At 65.2% G+C, this 19,830-nt stretch carries 19 protein-coding genes; 15 read left to right on the forward strand and 4 right to left on the reverse strand.

Going from position 1 to position 19,830, the window contains the following annotated elements; all coding sequences use genetic code 11:
* The first annotated feature begins 428 nt into the window (after positions 1–428).
* From ACK6AU_RS26630 to fdhA, 7 genes are all read left to right on the forward strand, one after another.
* Positions 429–1,682, forward strand: a complete 1,254-nt coding sequence (locus ACK6AU_RS26630; protein WP_409302441.1) for a serine hydroxymethyltransferase — start codon at positions 429–431, stop codon at positions 1,680–1,682.
* A gap of 23 nt (positions 1,683–1,705) precedes the next feature.
* Positions 1,706–2,956, forward strand: coding sequence for a sarcosine oxidase subunit beta (locus ACK6AU_RS26635; RefSeq protein ID WP_185697143.1), 1,251 nt, complete (start codon positions 1,706–1,708; stop codon positions 2,954–2,956).
* A 24-nt stretch (positions 2,957–2,980) separates the two neighbouring features.
* Positions 2,981–3,283, forward strand: a complete 303-nt coding sequence (locus tag ACK6AU_RS26640) for a sarcosine oxidase subunit delta (protein ID WP_022641500.1) — start codon at positions 2,981–2,983, stop codon at positions 3,281–3,283.
* The gene (locus tag ACK6AU_RS26645) at positions 3,280–6,297 is read left to right on the forward strand and encodes a sarcosine oxidase subunit alpha (RefSeq protein WP_185697144.1); all 3,018 of its coding nucleotides are present in this window, start codon (positions 3,280–3,282) and stop codon (positions 6,295–6,297) included. The genes ACK6AU_RS26640 and ACK6AU_RS26645 overlap by 4 nt, the downstream gene beginning before the upstream one ends.
* A gap of 130 nt (positions 6,298–6,427) precedes the next feature.
* Positions 6,428–7,060: a sarcosine oxidase subunit gamma gene (locus tag ACK6AU_RS26650; RefSeq protein WP_409302444.1), complete on the forward strand. Its 633-nt coding sequence runs from the start codon at positions 6,428–6,430 to the stop codon at positions 7,058–7,060.
* A gap of 107 nt (positions 7,061–7,167) precedes the next feature.
* Entirely contained in the window at positions 7,168–8,025 is an 858-nt protein-coding gene (purU, locus tag ACK6AU_RS26655) for a formyltetrahydrofolate deformylase (protein ID WP_409302446.1), read from the forward strand.
* A gap of 119 nt (positions 8,026–8,144) precedes the next feature.
* Complete coding sequence (gene fdhA, locus ACK6AU_RS26660) at positions 8,145–9,344, forward strand: formaldehyde dehydrogenase, glutathione-independent (protein ID WP_185697147.1); 1,200 nt, start codon at positions 8,145–8,147, stop codon at positions 9,342–9,344.
* 248 nt (positions 9,345–9,592) lie between these two features.
* Here fdhA and ACK6AU_RS26665 read toward each other — a convergent pair whose 3' ends face one another.
* The 4 genes from ACK6AU_RS26665 to ACK6AU_RS26680 all read right to left on the reverse strand — a co-directional run bounded on the left by ACK6AU_RS26665 (position 9,593) and on the right by ACK6AU_RS26680 (position 12,267).
* Positions 9,593–10,162, reverse strand: a complete 570-nt coding sequence (locus tag ACK6AU_RS26665) for a hypothetical protein (protein WP_185697148.1) — start codon at positions 10,160–10,162, stop codon at positions 9,593–9,595.
* A gap of 140 nt (positions 10,163–10,302) precedes the next feature.
* Positions 10,303–10,977 (reverse strand): anti-sigma factor domain-containing protein, encoded by a 675-nt coding sequence (locus tag ACK6AU_RS26670; protein ID WP_409302449.1) that lies wholly within the window; start codon positions 10,975–10,977, stop codon positions 10,303–10,305.
* Positions 10,974–11,618, reverse strand: a complete 645-nt coding sequence (locus ACK6AU_RS26675; RefSeq protein WP_409302451.1) for a sigma-70 family RNA polymerase sigma factor — start codon at positions 11,616–11,618, stop codon at positions 10,974–10,976. Before ACK6AU_RS26675 ends, ACK6AU_RS26670 begins: the two co-directional genes overlap by 4 nt.
* A gap of 55 nt (positions 11,619–11,673) precedes the next feature.
* Positions 11,674–12,267, reverse strand: a complete 594-nt coding sequence (locus ACK6AU_RS26680) for a fasciclin domain-containing protein (protein ID WP_185697151.1) — start codon at positions 12,265–12,267, stop codon at positions 11,674–11,676.
* Between the two features lie 212 nt (positions 12,268–12,479).
* On the opposite strand from ACK6AU_RS26680, the gene ACK6AU_RS26685 reads away from it, so the two are divergent.
* The 8 genes from ACK6AU_RS26685 (at position 12,480) to ACK6AU_RS26720 (ending at position 19,826) form a co-directional block, all read left to right on the forward strand.
* A complete protein-coding gene (locus ACK6AU_RS26685) occupies positions 12,480–13,046 on the forward strand; it encodes a DUF2780 domain-containing protein (RefSeq protein ID WP_185697152.1) in 567 nt (188 codons plus the stop codon).
* 105 nt (positions 13,047–13,151) lie between these two features.
* Complete coding sequence (locus ACK6AU_RS26690) at positions 13,152–13,580, forward strand: DUF350 domain-containing protein (protein ID WP_185697153.1); 429 nt, start codon at positions 13,152–13,154, stop codon at positions 13,578–13,580.
* Positions 13,581–13,590: 10 nt separating this feature from the next.
* Entirely contained in the window at positions 13,591–14,343 is a 753-nt protein-coding gene (locus ACK6AU_RS26695) for a DUF1190 domain-containing protein (protein WP_409302454.1), read from the forward strand.
* Positions 14,340–15,497, forward strand: coding sequence for a glutathionylspermidine synthase family protein (locus ACK6AU_RS26700; RefSeq protein ID WP_409302456.1), 1,158 nt, complete (start codon positions 14,340–14,342; stop codon positions 15,495–15,497). Before ACK6AU_RS26695 ends, ACK6AU_RS26700 begins: the two co-directional genes overlap by 4 nt.
* 314 nt (positions 15,498–15,811) lie before the next feature.
* Positions 15,812–16,852, forward strand: coding sequence for an aliphatic amidase (locus tag ACK6AU_RS26705; protein ID WP_409302458.1), 1,041 nt, complete (start codon positions 15,812–15,814; stop codon positions 16,850–16,852).
* 83 nt (positions 16,853–16,935) lie between these two features.
* Entirely contained in the window at positions 16,936–18,054 is a 1,119-nt protein-coding gene (locus tag ACK6AU_RS26710) for an AAA family ATPase (protein ID WP_185697157.1), read from the forward strand.
* 27 nt (positions 18,055–18,081) lie between these two features.
* The gene (amiC, locus tag ACK6AU_RS26715) at positions 18,082–19,239 is read left to right on the forward strand and encodes an aliphatic amidase expression-regulating protein AmiC (protein WP_409302461.1); all 1,158 of its coding nucleotides are present in this window, start codon (positions 18,082–18,084) and stop codon (positions 19,237–19,239) included.
* The gene (locus ACK6AU_RS26720) at positions 19,236–19,826 is read left to right on the forward strand and encodes an ANTAR domain-containing response regulator (RefSeq protein ID WP_185697159.1); all 591 of its coding nucleotides are present in this window, start codon (positions 19,236–19,238) and stop codon (positions 19,824–19,826) included. The genes amiC and ACK6AU_RS26720 overlap by 4 nt, the downstream gene beginning before the upstream one ends.
* Positions 19,827–19,830: the final 4 nt, after the last annotated feature.

A 19,830-nucleotide genomic window follows, 5' to 3' on the forward strand; every position in this document is an offset into this window, starting at 1 on the left:
GCTCGGCCTCCCCAGGGGGCGGGTGAATCAAGATCACCAGCGTACGGCGCGCCCTACCGGGCGGCGCATCGCGGAGTGTGGTGCAACCCGCTTCGTGTATGGATCTTGAATCCGCTGAAGGTCCTTCGGCCCTTTTCGCAGCCTCGCCTTGGCTCGACAGCGGCTACAGGTGCGCTTCGTGTAGCCGCTGCCGAAGGCTGCGTACGGGCGCGTAGTGGCCGTGGGGCGTGGGGTGGGAGGCTGGGGCTAGAGCCTTTGCCCGGTGCATTGGCCTGTGGGCGCCGGGGTATGTCGTAAACGCATCCTTGCGTGGCGTCCATAGGCATCTGGGCTCTGCGTGGCGGTCATACCATCGCATCCAAAGGGCGCAGCTTCAGGGCTGGCCTCACCGAGACGAAAGGCGCAGCGCCGCCGCTGGGAGAGACGTGATGTTCAGCAAGCAAGACCAGATCCAGGGCTACGACGATGCACTGCTGGCGGCGATCAATGCCGAGGAGCAGCGCCAGGAAGACCACATCGAGCTGATTGCGTCGGAGAACTACACCAGCAAGCGAGTGATGCAGGCCCAGGGCAGCGGCTTGACCAACAAGTACGCGGAAGGCTATCCGGGCAAGCGCTACTACGGCGGTTGCGAGCATGTGGACAAGGTCGAGGCCCTGGCCATCGAGCGGGCCAAGCAGTTGTTCGGCGCCGACTACGCCAACGTCCAGCCGCATTCCGGTTCGTCGGCCAACAGCGCCGTGTACCTGGCCTTGCTGCAGGCTGGCGACACCATCCTCGGCATGAGCCTGGCCCACGGCGGGCACTTGACCCACGGGGCCAAGGTGTCGTCCTCGGGCAAGCTGTACAACGCGGTGCAATACGGGATCGACACCAGCACCGGGCTGATCGACTACGACGAGGTCGAGCGCCTGGCCGTGGAGCACCAGCCGAAGATGATCGTCGCCGGCTTCTCGGCCTATTCCAAGACCCTGGACTTCCCGCGCTTCCGGCAGATCGCCGACAAGGTCGGGGCGCTGCTGTTCGTCGACATGGCCCACGTTGCCGGGCTGGTGGCGGCTGGGCTGTACCCCAACCCGATCCCGTTCGCCGACGTGGTCACCACCACCACCCACAAGACCCTGCGCGGTCCCCGTGGCGGGCTGATCCTGGCCAAGGCCAACGAGGAGATCGAGAAGAAGCTCAACGCCGCGGTGTTCCCCGGCGCCCAGGGCGGCCCGCTGATGCATGTGATCGCGGCCAAGGCGGTGTGTTTCAAGGAGGCCCTGGAGCCTGGCTTCAAGGCCTACCAGAAGCAGGTGATCGACAACGCCCAGGCCATGGCCGGCGTGTTCGTCAAACGTGGCTACGATGTAGTGTCCGGCGGCACCGATAACCATCTGTTCCTGGTCAGCCTGATCCGCCAGGGCCTGACCGGCAAGGATGCCGATGCCGCCCTGGGCCGCGCCCATATCACCGTGAACAAGAACGCCGTGCCCAACGACCCGCAGTCGCCGTTCGTCACCTCCGGCCTGCGCATCGGTACCCCGGCGGTCACCACCCGTGGCTTCAAGGTCGCCCAGTGCACCGAGCTGGGCGGCTGGATCTGCGACATCCTCGACCACCTCGGCGATGCCGATGTCGAGGCCAATGTCGCCCGCCAGGTGGCGACCCTGTGCGCCGATTTCCCGGTCTACCGCTGAGAGCCGCCATTGGAGCAATGACTATGCAACGCTACTCGGGCTTCGGCCTCTTCAAGCACTCTCTGAGCCACCATGAAAACTGGCAGCGCATGTGGCGCACGCCGACCCCGAAGAAGGTCTACGACGTGGTCATCGTCGGCGGTGGCGGCCATGGCCTGGCCACGGCCTATTACCTGGCCAAGGAACACGGCATCACCAACGTCGCGGTGGTGGAGAAGGGCTGGCTGGGCGGCGGCAACACCGCGCGCAACACCACCATCGTGCGTTCCAACTACCTGTGGGACGAGTCGGCGCAGCTCTACGAACACGCGATGAAGCTCTGGGAAGGCCTGTCCCAGGACCTGAACTACAACGTGATGTTCTCCCAGCGCGGGGTCTACAACCTGTGCCACACCCTGCAGGACATTCGTGATTCCGAGCGTCGGGTCAGCGCCAACCGCCTCAACGGCATCGATGGCGAGCTGCTCAACACCCAACAGGTGGCGGACGAGATTCCCTACCTGGACTGCTCGAAGAACACCCGCTATCCGATCCTCGGCGCTACCGTCCAGCGCCGTGGCGGCGTGGCCCGGCACGATGCCGTGGCCTGGGGTTTCGCCCGGGCCGCCGACGCCCTGGGCGTGGATCTGATCCAGCAGACCGAAGTGATCGGCTTTCGCAAGGAAAATGGCGCCTGCATCGGCGTCGAGACCACCAAGGGCTTCATCGGGGCCAAGCGCGTGGGCGTGGTCACCGCCGGTAACTCCGGGCACATGGCCAAGCTGGCGGGCTTTCGCCTGCCGATCGAGTCGCACCCGCTGCAAGCGCTGGTATCGGAGCCGATCAAGCCGATCATCGACAGCGTGATCATGTCCAACGCGGTGCATGGCTACATCAGCCAGTCCGACAAGGGCGACCTGGTGATCGGTGCCGGCATCGACGGCTGGGTCGGTTATGGCCAGCGCGGTTCCTATCCGGTGATCGAGCACACCATCCAGGCCATCGTCGAGATGTTCCCGATCCTTTCCCGGGTACGCATGAACCGCCAGTGGGGCGGCATCGTCGATACCAGCCCGGATGCCTGCCCGATCATTTCCAAGACCCCGGTGCCGAACATGTTCTTCAACTGCGGCTGGGGTACCGGCGGCTTCAAGGCCACCCCGGGCTCGGGCAACGTCTTTGCCGCCAGCCTGGCCAAGGGCGAGATGCATCCGTTGGCCGCGCCGTTCTCCATCGAGCGTTTCCACAACGGCGCCCTCATTGACGAACATGGCGCTGCGGCCGTCGCCCACTAATCAGAGGTCCGAGGAGAAAATCCCATGTTGCACATCTTCTGTCCTCACTGCGGCGAACTGCGCTCCGAAGAGGAATTCCATTCGTCCGGCCAGGCCCATATTCCTCGGCCGCTGGACCCCAATGCCTGCACCGACGAGCAGTGGGGCGACTACATGTTCTTCCGTGACAACCCCCGTGGCCTGCACCACGAGCTGTGGATCCATGCCGCCGGGTGCCGCCAGTACTTCAACGCCACCCGCGACACCGTGACCTACGAAATCCTCGAAACCTACAAGATCGGTACCAAGCCGCAATTCACTGCCAAGGCTGCGGGAGAGAAGGTATGAGCCAGACCAATCGCCTGTCCAACGGCGGACGCATCGACCGCAACAAGGTCCTGACCTTCACCTTCAACGGCCAGAGCTACAAGGGCTTCGAGGGCGACACCCTGGCCTCGGCGCTGCTGGCCAACGGGGTCGATATCATCGGCCGCAGCTTCAAGTACTCGCGGCCCCGGGGCATCTTCGCCGCCGGTTGCGAGGAGCCCAACGCGGTGCTGCAGATCGGCGCCACCGAAGCGACCCAGGTCCCCAACGTGCGAGCCACCCAGCAGGCGCTGTACCAGGGCCTGGTGGCCACCAGCACCAACGGCTGGCCCAGCGTCAACAACGACATGATGGGGATTCTCGGCAAGGTCGGCGGCAAGCTGATGCCGCCGGGCTTCTACTACAAGACCTTCATGTATCCGCAGTCGTTCTGGATGACCTACGAGAAGTACATTCGCAAGGCCGCGGGCCTGGGCCGCTCGCCCACCGAGAACGATCCGGACAGCTACGACAACATGAACCACCACTGCGACGTGCTGGTGGTCGGTGCCGGGCCTGCGGGCCTGGCCGCCGCCCTGGCCGCCGCTCGCAGTGGTGCGCGGGTGATCCTCGCCGACGAGCAGGAAGAGTTCGGCGGCAGCCTGCTGGACAGCCGCGAGAGCCTGGATGGCAAGCCCGCCGCCGAGTGGGTGGCCAGCGCCGTGGCCGAGCTCAAGGCCCTGCCGGAAGTGATCCTGCTGCCCCGGGCCACGGTCAACGGCTACCACGACCATAATTTCCTGACCATCCACGAGCGCCTCACTGACCACCTGGGGGACCGTGCGCCCATCGGCCAGGTGCGCCAGCGCATCCACCGGGTGCGGGCCAAGCGTGTGGTGCTGGCCACCGGCGCCCACGAGCGGCCGCTGGTGTACGGCAACAACGACGTGCCGGGCAACATGCTCGCGGGCGCGGTGTCCACCTACGTGCGCCGCTACGGCGTGGCCCCGGGCAAGAAGCTGGTGCTGTCCACCAACAACGACCATGCCTATCGCGTGGCCCTGGACTGGCTCGACGCCAGCCTGCAAGTGGTGGCCATCGCCGATGCCCGGCACAACCCCCGTGGCGCCCTGGTGGAGGAAGCGCGGGCCAAGGGCATTCGCATCCTGACGTCCAGCGCGGTGATCGAGGCGCGCGGCAGCAAGCACGTGACCGGCGCCCGGGTGGCGGCCATCGACGTCAAGGCGCACAAGGTCACCAGCCCCGGCGAGTGGCTCGACTGCGACCTGATCGCCAGTTCCGGCGGCTACAGCCCGGTGGTGCACCTGGCGTCGCACCTGGGCGGCAAGCCGGTATGGCGCGAGGACATCCTCGGTTTCGTGCCGGGCGAAGCGCCGCAGAAGCGCGTGTGCGTGGGCGGCATCAATGGCGTCTATAGCCTGGGCGATGCCCTGGCCGATGGTTTCGAAGGCGGCGTGCGCGCGGCCAGCGAGGCTGGGTTCCAGGTTGTCGAGGGGGTGTTGCCCAAGGCCCTGGCCCGGCATGAAGAACCCACCCTGGCGCTGTTCCAGGTGCCCCATGAAAAAGGCACCGCACGGGCGCCCAAGCAGTTCGTCGACCTGCAGAACGACGTCACCGCCGCCGCCATCGAACTGGCGACCCGCGAGGGCTTCGAGTCGGTGGAGCACGTCAAGCGCTACACCGCCCTGGGCTTCGGCACCGACCAGGGCAAGCTGGGCAACGTCAACGGCCTGGCCATCGCCGCCCGCTCGCTGAACGTCAGCATCCCGCAGATGGGCACCACCATGTTCCGCCCGAACTACACGCCGATCACCTTCGGCGCCGTGGCCGGGCGTCATTGCGGGCATATCTTCGAGCCGGTGCGCTTTACCGCGCTGCATGCCTGGCATGTGCAGAACGGCGCCAAGTTCGAGGACGTCGGCCAGTGGAAGCGGCCCTGGTACTTCCCGAAGAACGGCGAAGACCTGCATGCCGCGGTCAAGCGCGAATGCCAGGCGGTGCGCGACAGCGTCGGCCTGCTGGACGCCTCGACCCTGGGCAAGATCGATATCCAGGGGCCGGATGCCCGTGAGTTCCTCAACCGCATCTACACCAACGCCTGGACCAAGCTCGACGTGGGCAAGGCCCGCTACGGCCTGATGTGCAAGGAAGACGGCATGGTCTTCGACGACGGCGTCACCGCCTGCCTGGCCGACAACCACTTCCTGATGACCACCACCACCGGCGGTGCGGCCCGGGTGCTGCAATGGCTGGAGATCTACCAGCAGACCGAATGGCCGGACCTGAAGGTGTACTTCACCTCGGTCACCGACCACTGGGCCACCCTGACTCTGTCGGGCCCCAACAGCCGCAAGCTGCTCAGCGAAGTGACCGACATCGACCTGGACAAGGACGGCTTCCCGTTCATGAGCTGGAAGGAAGGCCTGGTGGGCGGCGTGCCGGCCCGGGTGTTCCGGATCTCGTTCACCGGCGAGCTGTCCTACGAGGTCAACGTCCAGGCCAACTACGCCATGGGCGTGCTGGAGCAGATCGTCGAGGCCGGCAAGAAGTACAACCTGACCCCTTACGGCACCGAGACCATGCACGTGCTGCGGGCCGAGAAGGGTTTCATCATCGTCGGCCAGGACACCGATGGCTCGATGACCCCGGACGACCTGAACATGGGCTGGTGCGTGGGCCGTACCAAGCCGTTCTCGTGGATCGGCTGGCGCGGGATGAACCGCGAGGACTGCGTGCGCGAGGAGCGCAAGCAACTGGTGGGCCTCAAGCCGCTGGACCCGACCCAGTGGCTGCCCGAGGGCGCGCAGCTGGTGTTCAACCCCAAGCAGGCGATCCCCATGAGCATGGTCGGTCACGTGACCTCCAGCTACGCCCACAACTCCCTGGGGTATTCCTTTGCCCTGGCGGTGGTCAAGGGTGGCCTCAAGCGCATGGGCGAGCGGGTCTTCGCGCCCCTGGCCGATGGCCGGGTGATCGAGGCGGAAATCGTTTCTTCGGTGTTCTTCGATCCCAAGGGCGATCGGCAGAACGTTTAACCAGATCCCGTAGGAGCGAGGCTTGCCCGCGAAAAGATAGGCGCGGTGCCTCAGCCAGAGCGCGATGTGCTCAGTGCCGGCAAGCTCCGCTCCCACGGGTGTGATGCAAGAATTTGCAGATAGGTGCTCTATGACCGCAGTCAACGTTTACCAACAGCGCCCAAGCGGCGAGGCCAAGGCGCAATCGCCCTTGCACCACGCCGACCTGCCGAGCCTGGTGGGCAAGGGCCGCAAGAACGCCGGGGTGATCCTGCGCGAGAAGAAATTCCTCGGTCACCTGACCCTGCGTGGCGATGGCCATGACCCGGCCTTCGCCGCGGGGGTGCACAAGGCCCTGGGCCTGGAGCTGCCGGCCGCCTTGACCCTGGTGAGCAAGGGCGAGACCAGCCTGCAATGGCTGGGGCCGGACGAGTGGCTGCTGATCGTGCCCGGTGGCGAGGAGTTCGCCGCCGAGCAGAAGCTGCGCGAGGCCCTGGGCGAGTTGCATATCCAGATCGTCAACGTCAGCGGTGGCCAGCAGATCCTCGAGCTGTCCGGCCCCGATGTGCGCCGGGTGCTGATGAAGTCCACCAGCTACGACGTGCACCCTAGCAACTTCCCGGTGGGCAAGGCGGTGGGCACGGTGTTCGCCAAGTCGCAACTGGTGATCCGCCGCACCGGTGAGGAAACCTGGGAACTGCTGGTGCGCCGCAGCTTCTCCGACTACTGGTGGCTGTGGTTGCAGGATGCCGCGGCCGAATACGGCCTCAGCGTTCAGGCCTGAACCCTTGTCGCCAGCATGCCTCGCGCCTGCGCCGGGATTGTAGGAGCGAGGCTTGCCCGCGATTCGACCGCGTAGCGGTTGCCTATCAAGAACAGGAGTTGTCCAGCATGAGCCGCGCCCCCGACACATGGATCTTGACCGCCGACTGCCCCAGCGTGCTCGGCACGGTGGACGCTGTGACCCGCTTCCTGTTCGAGCAGGGCTGCTACGTCACCGAGCACCACTCCTTCGACGACCGGCTCTCGGGGCGGTTCTTCATTCGCGTGGAGTTCCGCCAGCCCGATGGCCTCGATGAGCAGGGCTTTCGTGAGGGCCTGGCCGGGCGCGCCCGGGCCTTCGAGATGAACTTCGAGCTGACGGCCCCGCATGACCGGCCGAAGGTGGTGATCATGGTTTCCAAGGCCGATCACTGCCTCAACGACCTGCTCTATCGCCAGCGCATCGGCCAGTTGCCCATGGACGTGGTGGCGGTGGTGTCCAACCATCCGGACCTCAAGCCCCTGGCCGACTGGCACCAGATTCCCTACCACCATTTCCCCCTCGACCCCAACGACAAGCCGGGCCAGGAGCGCCAGGTGTGGCAGGTGATCGAGGCGTCCGGCGCCGAGCTGGTGATTCTCGCCCGCTACATGCAGGTGCTGTCGCCGGACCTGTGCCGCAAGCTCGATGGCAAGGCGATCAACATCCACCACTCGCTGCTGCCGGGGTTCAAGGGCGCCAAGCCCTACCACCAGGCCTACAACAAGGGCGTGAAACTGGTGGGGGCCACCGCCCACTACATCAACAACGACCTGGACGAGGGCCCGATCATCGCCCAGGGCGTGGAGGTGGTGGACCACAGCTACTACCCCGAGGACCTGATCGCCAAAGGCCGCGATATCGAATGCCTGACCCTGGCCCGGGCGGTGGGTTATCACATCGAGCGCCGGGTGTTCCTCAACGGCAACCGCACGGTTGTTCTTTAGTGGCAAGCTGCAAGCTCCAAGCCGCAAGAAAAAGCGGTCCGCATACTTCTTGCGGCTTGTAGCTTGCCGTTCGAAGCTGGTTCCACTCTCTTCATAACAACAACAGCGAGGTGAATGACATGTCTGGTAATCGTGGTGTGGTGTATCTGGGCAGCGGCAAGGTCGAGGTACAGAAGATCGACTATCCGAAAATGCAGGACCCACGCGGCAGGAAGATCGAGCACGGTGTCATCCTGCGCGTGGTGTCCACCAACATCTGCGGTTCGGACCAGCACATGGTCCGTGGCCGTACCACCGCCCAGGTCGGCCTGGTGCTGGGTCATGAGATCACCGGCGAGGTGATCGAGAAGGGCAGCGACGTCGAGAACCTGAAAATCGGCGACCTGGTCTCGGTGCCGTTCAACGTGGCTTGCGGGCGCTGCCGTTCCTGCAAGGAGCAGCACACCGGGGTCTGCCTGAGCGTCAACCCGGCCCGCGCCGGCGGTGCCTATGGCTACGTCGACATGGGCGACTGGACCGGTGGCCAGGCCGAGTACGTACTGGTGCCCTATGCCGACTTCAACCTGCTCAAGCTGCCGGACCGCGACAAGGCCATGGCGAAGATCCGCGACCTGACCTGCCTGTCCGACATCCTGCCTACCGGCTACCACGGCGCGGTGACCGCCGGTGTCGGTCCGGGCAGCACCGTGTATGTGGCCGGTGCCGGCCCGGTGGGCCTGGCCGCTGCCGCGTCGGCGCGCTTGCTGGGGGCGGCGGTGGTGATCGTCGGTGACGTCAACCCAGTGCGCCTGGCCCATGCCAAGGCCCAGGGCTTCGAGATCGCCGACCTGTCCAAGGACACCCCGCTGCACGAGCAGATCGCCGCCTTGCTGGGCGAGCCGGAAGTGGATTGCGCGGTGGATGCGGTGGGCTTCGAAGCCCGTGGCCATGGCCATGCCGGCGCCCAGCACGAGGCCCCGGCCACCGTGCTCAACTCGCTGATGGGCGTGGTACGGGTGGCGGGCAAGATCGGCATTCCCGGCCTGTACGTCACCGAAGATCCGGGCGCGGTGGATGCCGCCGCCAAGCTGGGCAGCCTGAGCATTCGCTTCGGCCTGGGCTGGGCCAAGTCCCATAGCTTCCATACCGGCCAGACCCCGGTGATGAAGTACAACCGCCAGTTGATGCAAGCCATCATGTGGGACCGGATCAACATCGCCGAAGTGGTGGGCGTGCAGGTCATCAGCCTCGACGACGCGCCACGTGGCTACGGCGAGTTCGATGCCGGCGTGCCGAAGAAATTCGTCATCGACCCGCACAAGCTGTTCAGCGCCGCCTGAACCCTGCGATAGCGAAAAAGGGCGACCCACGGTCGCCCTTTGTCGTTGCCGAACCCTGTAGCCGCTGTCGAGCCTCAGCGAGGCTGCGTACGGGCGCGCAGCGCCCGCCAACCACCCCAGTGTTGCGTCAGGCACACCCTGGATTCAGGCCTGGCGGCCCGTGCCGGGCCGTGCGCAGCCTGCGGCAGCGGCTACACGAAGCGAGGTTATCGCCAGTTCATTGCCGGGTCCGCCAACCGCCCACAAGATCAATAGCCCTGGCCGGGGTAGCTGAACCAGTGTTGTCCGTTGAGCACCTGGCTGACGAAGGCCGAGTCATACAAGCCCGGCGCAGCGCGCTGGAAACGCGAACGCCATTGCGGCAGCCACCAGTAGTCGAGCGCCGTGCTCCTTGGGAATATCACCAATTGCATGACGGCCTGGTCGATGGCGCCGCGCTGGTACAGCCCGTGGGTGGCGTCCATCCAGCCCAGGTAGTGACCGATGGGCAGCGAGAGCATCAAGGCCGTGGCATGCACCTTTTGCGTCTGGCTGCGCTGCGGATTGGCCAGCAGCGCCAGCGCTTCGCAGTAGTAGGCCTCGGGATGCTGGACGATCGCCTGGGCCGCCGGATCTTGGAGAATACCCAGGGGCCCGCCGTTGTCTCGCCAATCGGCGCCCTGGCTGTCGTTGACATACTGCTCGATGAAGCCGCCCAAGGGACCGGAGGCCACGGGCGAGCCCGGGCAGGAGGCGCTATCGACCGGGGTGCCGATGCGCCAGATGGCCACGCATGCCGTGAGGGCTAGCAGGGTGCAGCAATAGAGCATGCGTTTCATTGGGCGCTTCCGTGCGGCGTTGGCCAGTCTGGAACCAAGCACATGGAACCATGGCCCTGGTTTTGGCGCGCGAAGTGTACCGTGCGCCATTTTGCTGGCAAGCCGGATGCAGCAAGGGGCCCTGCCAGTACAGGGGCACGTCAGAGCGCTACCAACTGCCCCTGGTACAGCACCGGTCCGGTCGGTTGCCCGGTCGGCGAGCCACCGGAGGGCTCAAGGCTCACGGCCAGGGCAATCGGCGCGCCCAGCAGAGTGCGCTGGGCCTGGCTCAGGTTGATCCTGCCCTTGCCTCCGACCGGCACCACGCCAAGGGAAATTGGCTTGCCGTCGGCGGTAATCGCCCACAGTTCCAGGCTACGATCCAGGCCCAGCGCCGGGAGGGCCAAAGGCTCGACTTGCAGGTACTGGGCATGGGCCAGGATTCGCAATGCCGGTTGCCGCTCGGCACTGAGCAACGTGGCGCTGTAGCGTACCTGGTCGTGCTGCTGGATAAAGCCGATGTACAAGGTTGCCAGCACGGCACAGGCGGCAAGAGCCAGGCGCAGGCGCATCCACAATGGATTCTTTTTCGGCAGGTGCAGCACTTGTGGTTCGATGCGTGCCTGGATGTTGTGCCACACACGCTCCGGCACATCCTTCTCCGGTATGGCGTCTGTTAGCGCGCCCAGGCTTTCCTGCCATTGCGCCAACTCTTGGCGCAGTGCCGGATCGTCCAGCAACAGCGTCTCGAAACGCCGCCGGGCAGCGCCCCGCATCAGGCCGATGGCGTAGTCGCCAGCCAGGGCACGACGTCGCTCAGGGGTTTGGTAGTTCATGATTCCAGGCACCGGCGCAGGCGTTCCATGCCACGGCGAATCCAGGACTTCACCGAGCCCAGGGGCGCAGCCAGGTACTCGGCCAGCTCCGAGCTGGACAGGCCCCGGAAATAGGCCACGGTAATGGACTGGCGCTGCATCCCCTCTAGGCTTTCCAGGCAGCGGTTCAGCGCCTTGGCTTGTCGGGCACTGTCCAGTTGGTCGAGGGCCGAGGCCGTCTCGTCCAGCAACTGTTGTTCTTCGTGATCCTGCAAGGGGCGTTCACGTTGTTTACGCAGCTGGTCGATGGCCTGGTTGCGAGTGATGTTGATCATCCAGGTCATGGGGGCCGACAGGTGCGGCTGATAGTGGGTGGCGTTGTTCCAGATGCGTACGAAGCTTTCCTGAAGAACCTCCTCGGCCAGGTCCCGCCGCCCCATGAAGTGCAGCGCAATGCCATGCAGGCGTGGAGCAACGCTGTGGTACAGCGTCTCGAAAGCGTGGCGGTCTCCCAGTGAACACTGGGCCAGCAAGTGTCTGAGAGAATCAGGATCGAGGCTGGAAATAGCGGTTCTCCAGACAAGCGGGAAGAGGGCAAATGACGATCGACGACAGGGCATGCAGCCTGAGGTTAGTCCAGGGTCGGTCGTTGTTCCATTCACCTTCGTCCACCTCATGGTTGTACCGGTCCCGACGGGCGGGGCCGGTACTCGGGACTCAACCTTTGGGCAAGAGCACCCTGTCGATCACCTGGATCACGCCGTTGGACTGGTTCACATCATAGGTGGTGATGTCGGCGACACCCCCTTTTTCATCCTTGATCTGGATGTTGTGCGGACCATTCATCATCAGCCACAGCTTGCCGCCGGACACAGTGGTCAGTTCGGCCTTGCCGCCGCCCGCCTGGATCCGCTTGGACAGCTCCATCATGTCCAGCTTGCCGGCGACCACGTGGTAGGTGAGCACGTGGGTCAGGGCTGCCTTGTTCTCTGGCTTGAGCAGGGTGTCGACAGTGCCGGCAGGAAGTACGGTGAAGGCTGAATTGACTGGGGCGAACACGGTGAACGGACCTTTGCCCTTCAAGGTCTGGACCAGCCCGGCGGCTTTCACCGCTGCTACCAGGGTGGTGTGATCGGCGGAATTGACCGCATTGTCGATGATGTCCTTGGTCGGCAGCATGGCCTGGCCGCCAACCATGACGGTGTCGTGGTTCATTTCGGCGGCCTGGACGCTGGCCAGGCCCATGGCGGTGCCCAAGGTCAGGCTCAACAGGCTGGCAATCAATGGGGCTTTGATCGAATGGCGCTTCATGATGGTGATCCTTGTGAGAGTACGGCCAGACAATTTCTGTCCGTATGGGGTATACGCAGACCACCGGCACCTGGATGCATTTTTTTTCGACTAGATTTCAAGCAACCGGGGATCTCGCGGTCCCTCGGAACATTCGTCTGCGCCATGAGTCCAACCGGCTGTTTTCCCGCCACCCGATTCCGGGTGGTTTCTCGCCCCATGAGGTTGTTTCGATGAATATTCCACGCGGTTTCGCCCTGGCTGCCCTGATGACCCTGGTAGCCGGTTCGGCCCTGGCTGGCGGTTTCAGCCTGAACGATGCGGCCAACGCCATTGCCGGCATGCAAGGCGGCGACAAGGCTGCCGCTGCGGCACCGACCTCGCAGACCGCCGGCCTGCTGGGCGCCCTGGGTTCGCAACTCAATGTCACCCCCCAACAAGCCATTGGCGGCACCGGCGCCATGCTTGGCCTGGCGAAGAACCAACTGAGCAGCTCTGACTATTCGCAACTGAGCAAGAGCGTGCCGGGCCTGGACCTGCTCTCCGGCAGCAACGCCCTGGGTAGCCTGGGTGCGCTGAGCGGCTTGCTCGGCCAGTCGTCGAGCCAGAACGCCGGGCTGGACAACGCCCTGGGCAACGTCAAGGACAGCAACGACCTGAACAATGCGTTCGGCGCCCTGGGCATGGACAGCGGCATGATCGGGCAATTCGCCCCGCTGATCCTGCAGTACCTGGGCCAGCAAGGGGTGGGTGGCTCGCTGCTGCAAAGCCTGAGCAGCATCTGGGGCGTGGCCAAGTAAGGCGATGGGCCTCGGTGCCATGGTTCCGGGGCCAATCCTCCAGTGTTCGGCGAATCGGGCCTGTGATATATCTCGCGCCCCGTTTTCCAAGGAAGCCCGAACGCGATGTTCATGGATGCACTGAAGATGTCTCTGCCCGCCAATGCGGTGCTTGGTTTTACCCTCTACATGCTGGGCGCGGCCCTGGTTTTCGCCCTCTACGCCTTCATCTACACCCGCCTCACGCCCCATAACGAGTTCGCCCTGATCCGCCAGGGCAACAGTGCGGCGGCCATCGCCCTGGCCGGCGCCTTGCTGGGCTTCGCGATCCCGGTGGCCAGTGCCATTTCCCATTCCATCTCGATCATCGATTTCCTGCTTTGGGCGGCGATTGCCGCGGTGGTGCAGCTGCTGGCGCTGCTCGCCGTGAGCCTGACGCTCAAGGATTTGTCCCAACGCATCGTCGACCAGGAGAACGCCGCGGCGATCCTGGTGGCTGCGGTTTCCGTCGGTGTCGGCCTGCTGAATGCGGCCTGCATGACCCCATCGACCTGAGGGCGCAGCGATGAAACGCAGTAGAAGCGTGCGCCTGGTACTGCTGGGCAGCGTGCCGTTCGCCCTGGCGGCCTGTGATGGCCAGCCCCAGGCGACCCGGGTCGTGCGCCAGGTCCAGCATTTCAGCACCCCCGAGGAGTGCGCCCAGGCGCAGGTTCCCATGGATATCTGCCTGGACGCCCGTCACGATGCCTGGGCATATGGCCAGGAGGACGGCCCGCGTTATTGGGACCTGAAGCGTTGCGAGGCGGATTTCCTGCCCGGCGCTTGCACCCTCTCCAGCGATGGCCGGGCCTATGTGCCGATGTTCCATGGGTTCGCCCTGACCACCGAACGCACGGTGCCGGTTCCTCCAGAGGAAGAGCAGCAGGCGGCGGCCGATAGTTCCAGCAGCGGCAGTTCCAGCAGCACGGGCTCCAGTAGCGGCAGTAGCTCGTTCAGCGGTGGCGGTGGCCACAGTTCGAGTTCTTCGGGTTCGAGTTTCTGGCGCTGGATCGGCCTGGACTCGACGCCTGAGCCACGCTACTTCACCGAGGGCCTGTACAAGGAGCGTGACGCCCAGGGCGGTGAACGCCTGAGTACCCTCGCCCAGCAGGTCGAGGGCGGCAAGCGCTTCCCCGGCGCCAGCAGCGGCCGTTTCGCTATCTCCAGCCCCGAGCACTTCACCAGCACGGGCAGTTCCTTCTCCGGTGCCCATGAGGTGGTCAGTCGCGGTGGCTTCGGCTCCAGCTCCGGCCACAGCAGCTGGGGGTTCGGTTCTTGAAGCGGGTCCACAGCACGCCGCGCCCGGACTGGCAGGCCACGGCGCAGCGACTGGGGTTCGCCTTCCACACCTTCGATGGCGAGCCCTATTGGGACGAGTCGGCCTACTACCAGTTCAGCCTGCGGCAGATCGAAGAGCACCTGGAGGACCCGACCCAGGCGCTGCATGAGTTGTGCATGGAGCTGGTGGCCGAGGTGGTGGAAAGTGAGGAGCTGCTGCGGCGCCTGGCCATTCCCGAGGCGTTCCATGAGCTGGTCCGCAGCTCGTGGAAGCGCCGCGATCCGCACCTCTATGGACGCATGGACCTGTGCTACGACGGCCACGGTCCGGCCAAGCTGCTGGAGACCAACTACGACACCCCGACCTCGTTGTACGAGGCCAGCTTCTTCCAGTACGTCTGGCTCGAACAGCAGATGCAGCGTGGCCAACTGCCGGCGGGATGCGACCAGTTCAACAGCATCGAGGACAAGCTGCTGCAAGCCTTCGTGCAGGGCGGTTTCGGCTCGCCGTTGTACTTCTCCTCGGTCCGTGGCTCGGTGGAAGACCGGGGCACCGTCGAATACCTGCGCGATATCGCCCGCCAGGCCGGCCTGCGCACGCGGATGATCGATATCGAGGACATCGGCCTCGATGCTGGCGGGCGTTTCGTCGACCTGCAGGGCACGCCCATCGACAACCTGTTCAAGCTGTATCCGTGGGAGCAGATGTTCAACGACGACTATGGCCGGGCCATCGCCGCTAGCCGCACCGGCTTCGTCGAGCCGCCGTGGAAGGCGATCCTCTCCAACAAGGGCGCCATGGCCCTGCTCTGGGAACGTCATCCGGGGCATCCGAACCTGCTGCCGGCGTTCATCGACGAGCAGCCGGCCGACGACCTGCAACCGGGCTGGGTGCGCAAGCCGTTCTTTTCCCGCGAGGGCGCCAATGTGCAGATCCGCACAAACGCTGGCGAACGGTTGAGCGAGGCCGGGCCCTACGGCGTGGGCCCGAGCATTCGCCAGCAGTTCCAGCCGTTGCCGAACTTCGCCGGCAACCACACCGTGATCGGTAGCTGGGTGATCGGCGACCGACCGGCGGGGATCGGCATTCGCGAGGACCATTCGCCGATCACCAAGGACAGCAGCCGTTTCCTGCCCCATGTGATCCTCGACTGAACCTTGTCCGATACCGCTTCGCAGGGGACGTGTCGTCGCTTACAAAAAAATCCCCGTTAAGCCTGGCGCTGCAAGTGCCGGGCTAGAGGGTTCTTTTGGGCATGGGCCGATCCTGCTGGGGCGCCGGGGGTTGCGCGGTGCTTGACAAGGTTTCTGGCTCGGCGTTTAGATAAACCCCATCAGGAAAAGCGCATCAGCGTCGATGCCGCCGATCCACCCAGGTCGTACATGCCAAAGAGCAAATGAGCTCTCCCGGGGTTATCCCCGGGAGGGCTTTTTTTCGTCCGCAAAAAATAAAAACAGAGGTATCAGATATGCGTCATGGCGATATTTCCAGTAGCAACGATACCGTTGGCGTCGCAGTGGTGAACTACAAGATGCCACGCTTGCATACCCGCGCCGAGGTCCTGGCCAACGCGCAGAAGATCGCCGACATGGTGGTCGGCATGAAGCAGGGGCTGCCGGGCATGGACCTGGTGATTTTCCCCGAGTACAGCCTCCAGGGAATCATGTACGACCCGGCGGAAATGATGGAGACAGCGGTCGCCATCCCCGGCGACGAGACCGAGCTGCTGGCCCGCGCTTGCCGCAAGGCCAACGTCTGGGGCGTGTTCTCGCTGACCGGCGAGCGCCACGAAGAGCACCCGAACAAGGCGCCGTACAACACCCTGGTGCTGATCGACAACAAGGGCGAGGTGGTCCAGAAGTACCGCAAGATCATCCCCTGGTGCCCGATCGAGGGCTGGTACCCCGGCGGCCAGACCTTCGTCAGCACAGGGCCCAAGGGCATGCAGATCAGCATGATTATCTGCGACGACGGCAACTATCCGGAAATCTGGCGTGATTGCGCGATGAAGGGCGCCGAGCTGATCGTGCGTTGCCAGGGCTACATGTACCCGGCCAAGGAGCAGCAGGTGCTGATGGCCAAGGCCATGGCCTGGGCCAACAACACCTACGTGGCGGTGGCCAATGCCGCAGGCTTCGATGGCGTCTATTCCTACTTCGGCCACTCGGCGATCATCGGCTTCGATGGCCGTACCCTCGGCGAATGCGGCGAGGAGGAAATGGGCATCCAGTACGCCCAGCTGTCGATCTCGCAGATCCGCGATGCCCGGGCCAACGACCAGTCGCAGAACCACCTGTACAAGATCCTCCATCGCGGCTACACCGGCTTGAACAACTCCGGCGAGGGCGATCGTGGCCTGGCCGAGTGCCCCTTCGAGTTCTACAAGACCTGGGTGACCGACGCCGAGAAGGCCCGGGAAAGCGTCGAGAGGATCACCCGCTCGACCTCGGGCGTTGCGCAGTGCCCGGTGGGGCGGCTGCCCTACGAGGGGCTGGAGAAAGAGGCCTGACCTGCGCGGCAGGTTGAGCGGCGGGCTGCCGCTGCCAGGCGGCCCGCGTCCTTTTCTTCCCAGCGCAACATGGAGTCATTCCCATGCCCTTCCTGACCGACATGCTGGAGCAGTCGCAGCGTCGCCAGGCCCAGGACCAGGCCCTGGCCAGCGAGAACCGCGCCGATGCGCCGCTGGTCCAAGCCCACCTGGCCAGCCAGGCGGCGCTGCACAGCCGTTACCGTTTCGATATCGAGGCCATCATGGCCAGCCTGCGCGCCGAGATCCTCGGCCAGGACCAGGCCTTGCACAGTGTCCAGGACATGCTCCGGGTGGTGCGCGCGGACCTCACCGATCCACGCCGCCCGCTCTACACCGCGTTGTTCCTGGGGCCCACCGGGGTGGGCAAGACCGAGATCGTGCGGGCCCTGGCCAGGGCCCTGCATGGCGATGCCGATGCCTTCTGCCGCATCGACATGAACACCCTGTCCCAGGAGCACTATGCCGCCGCGCTCACCGGCGCGCCGCCCGGCTACGTGGGGGCGAAGGAGGGCAATACCCTGTTCGACCAGGACAAGCTCGACGGCAGCCTGGGGCGCCCCGGCATCGTGCTCTTCGACGAGCTGGAAAAGGCCAGCCCGCAGGTGGTCCAGGCGCTGCTCAACGTGCTGGACAACGGCCTGCTCACGGTGGCCTCGGGCGAGCGCAGCTACAGTTTTCGCAACAGCCTGATCTTCATGACCAGCAACCTCGCGGCCCGGGAGATCCAGGGCTACGACCAGCGGCGCAAGGGCTGGCTGGGCTGGTTGTTGCCCTCCACCGCGGCTTCACGGCATCGGGCGGTGGAGAAGCTGGTCAGGGCTCGCTTGCTCAAGGCCTTCGCCCCGGAGTTCGTCAACCGTATCGACAACATCATTACCTTCAACTGGATCGAGCGCGGCCTGGTGGAGCAGTTGGTGGCGCTTGAGGTGCAGCGGCTCAACCGGCGCCTGGAGAAACACCGTTGCAGCCTGGTGGCCACGCCCCAGGTGCTGGCCCATGTGGCCCGTGCCGGTTACGACCGGCAGTTCGGCGCCCGTGCGTTGCGCCGCAGCGTGCGCCAGCATCTGGAAGTGCCCCTGGCCGAATTCCTCCTGGAGTACCACGCTCCGGTCATGGGCGAGCCACCGGTGGTCTATGCGGCGCACGTGGCGCAGGGCAGGATCGGGTTCAGCCGCCAGTAGGCCGCGTCGAACAAGGAGCAGTCATTCATGGTTTCTCATCCGGACCAGCCCCAGATCGGGCTGCTGTTTTCCGAGACCGGCGTCACCGCCGACATCGAGCGTTCGCAGCGCTACGGCGCCTTGCTGGCCATCGAGCAACTGAACCGCCAGGGCGGCGTGGCCGGCCAGCCGATCCAGGCACTGGCGCGGGACCCCGGCGGCGACCCGGACCGCTATCGGCTGTACGCCGATGAGTTCATCCGCAACCACGGGATACGCCTGCTGGTGGGCTGCTACATGTCCCACACGCGCAAGGCGGTGATGCCGGTGGTGGAGCGCACCGACGCGCTGCTCTGCTACCCGACGCCCTACGAGGGCTTCGAGTATTCGCCGAACATCATCTACGGCGGCCCGGCCCCGAACCAGAACAGCGCGCCGCTGGCGGCCTACCTGATCCGCCACTACGGGGAACGGGTGGTGTTCATCGGCTCGGACTACATCTATCCCCGGGAGAGCAACCATGTGATGCGCCACCTGTACCGCCAGCACGGTGGCACGGTGCTGGAGGAGATCTACATCCCGCTGTATCCCTCGGACGAAGACCTGGCGCGAGCCGTGGACCTGATCGTCAAGGCCCAGGCCGACGTGGTGTTCTCCACCGTGGTGGGCACCGGCACCGCCGAGCTGTACCGGGCCATTGCCCGGCGCTATGGCGACGCGCCCCGGCCCCCCATCGCCAGCCTGACCACCAGCGAGGCGGAGATCGCCAAGATGGGCAGCGAGGTGGCCGAGGGGCATGTGGTGGTCGCACCGTATTTCTCCAGCATCGATACCCCGGCCAGCCGCGAATTCGTCCGCGCCTGCAATGCCTTCTTTCCCGAGGACGTCAGCATCACCGCATGGACCGAGGCGGCCTACTGCCAGACCCTGATGCTCGGCCGGGCCATGCAGGCGGCCCAGGGCTGGCGGGTGGAGCAGGTGCAGCCCGAGCTTTACCGCCAGCGCCTGGACGCGCCCCAGGGACCGATCTGGGTGGAACAGCAGAACAACCACAGCCACCTGACCTCGCGCATCGCCGAGATCGATTCGCGCGGGACGTTCCAGGTGCGCTGGCAATCCCCCGAGCCCATCCGGCCAGACCCCTACGTGGTGGTGCACAACCTGGACGACTGGTCCGCCAGCATGGGCGAGGGCTCGCACCGATGAGCGCCAACTCGATCCTCGGTTCCCTGCGCGAGCTGCAGGTGATGGTGCTGAATCCGCCCGGGGCCTTGAGCGATGCCCTGGTGTTGCAGCTGATCCGCATCGGTTGTTCGGTGCGCCAGATCTGGCCGCCGCCCAAGCACTTCGATGTGCCGGTGGACGTGATCTTCACCGGCATCTTCCAGAACCATCACCACGAGCAGATCAGTGCGCTGGTCGGCAGCGGCTCGCCGCGCACCACCGTGGTGGCCCTGGTGGAGTACGAGAGCCCGGCGGTGCTGTCGCAGATCATCGAGCTGGAGTGCCACGGGGTGATCCTCCAACTGCTGGACGCGCACAAGATCCTGCCGGCGCTGGTCGCCGCGCGCCGGGTCAGCGAAGAGCTGTTCAAGCTCAAGCAAAAGCACGCGCAGTTGCAGGAACGCCTGGCCAGCCAGGTGGATATCAACCGGGCCAAGGTGCTGTTGATGCAACTGCACGGCTGGGAGGAGGGCCAGGCCCATGGGTTCCTCTGCCAGGAGGCGATGAAGACCCGGGAGCCGATTCTCAAGGTCGCCCAGGAGCTGCTGCGCCAGCACCCGGACAAATGAGCCA

It is taken from the genome of Pseudomonas sp. KCJK8993 (assembly GCF_046230915.1).
GTDB classification, from domain to species: Bacteria; Pseudomonadota; Gammaproteobacteria; order Pseudomonadales; family Pseudomonadaceae; genus Aquipseudomonas; species Aquipseudomonas piscis.

What these genes read in the sequence shown, in the direction of transcription:
- ACK6AU_RS26685 (WP_185697152.1), top strand. Translation starts at nt 12,480, where the DNA reads ATGAATATTCCACGCGGTTTCGCCCTGGCTGCCCTGATGACCCTGGTA.
- ACK6AU_RS26635 (WP_185697143.1), top strand. Translation starts at nt 1,706, where the DNA reads ATGCAACGCTACTCGGGCTTCGGCCTCTTCAAGCACTCTCTGAGCCAC.
- ACK6AU_RS26630 (WP_409302441.1), top strand. Translation starts at nt 429, where the DNA reads ATGTTCAGCAAGCAAGACCAGATCCAGGGCTACGACGATGCACTGCTG.
- ACK6AU_RS26650 (WP_409302444.1), top strand. Translation starts at nt 6,428, where the DNA reads ATGACCGCAGTCAACGTTTACCAACAGCGCCCAAGCGGCGAGGCCAAG.
- ACK6AU_RS26720 (WP_185697159.1), top strand. Translation starts at nt 19,236, where the DNA reads ATGAGCGCCAACTCGATCCTCGGTTCCCTGCGCGAGCTGCAGGTGATG.
- ACK6AU_RS26710 (WP_185697157.1), top strand. Translation starts at nt 16,936, where the DNA reads ATGCCCTTCCTGACCGACATGCTGGAGCAGTCGCAGCGTCGCCAGGCC.
- ACK6AU_RS26665 (WP_185697148.1), bottom strand. Translation starts at nt 10,162, where the DNA reads ATGAAACGCATGCTCTATTGCTGCACCCTGCTAGCCCTCACGGCATGC.
- amiC (WP_409302461.1), top strand. Translation starts at nt 18,082, where the DNA reads ATGGTTTCTCATCCGGACCAGCCCCAGATCGGGCTGCTGTTTTCCGAG.
- ACK6AU_RS26690 (WP_185697153.1), top strand. Translation starts at nt 13,152, where the DNA reads ATGTTCATGGATGCACTGAAGATGTCTCTGCCCGCCAATGCGGTGCTT.
- fdhA (WP_185697147.1), top strand. Translation starts at nt 8,145, where the DNA reads ATGTCTGGTAATCGTGGTGTGGTGTATCTGGGCAGCGGCAAGGTCGAG.
- purU (WP_409302446.1), top strand. Translation starts at nt 7,168, where the DNA reads ATGAGCCGCGCCCCCGACACATGGATCTTGACCGCCGACTGCCCCAGC.
- ACK6AU_RS26670 (WP_409302449.1), bottom strand. Translation starts at nt 10,977, where the DNA reads ATGAACTACCAAACCCCTGAGCGACGTCGTGCCCTGGCTGGCGACTAC.
- ACK6AU_RS26645 (WP_185697144.1), top strand. Translation starts at nt 3,280, where the DNA reads ATGAGCCAGACCAATCGCCTGTCCAACGGCGGACGCATCGACCGCAAC.
- ACK6AU_RS26695 (WP_409302454.1), top strand. Translation starts at nt 13,591, where the DNA reads ATGAAACGCAGTAGAAGCGTGCGCCTGGTACTGCTGGGCAGCGTGCCG.
- ACK6AU_RS26705 (WP_409302458.1), top strand. Translation starts at nt 15,812, where the DNA reads ATGCGTCATGGCGATATTTCCAGTAGCAACGATACCGTTGGCGTCGCA.
- ACK6AU_RS26640 (WP_022641500.1), top strand. Translation starts at nt 2,981, where the DNA reads ATGTTGCACATCTTCTGTCCTCACTGCGGCGAACTGCGCTCCGAAGAG.
- ACK6AU_RS26680 (WP_185697151.1), bottom strand. Translation starts at nt 12,267, where the DNA reads ATGAAGCGCCATTCGATCAAAGCCCCATTGATTGCCAGCCTGTTGAGC.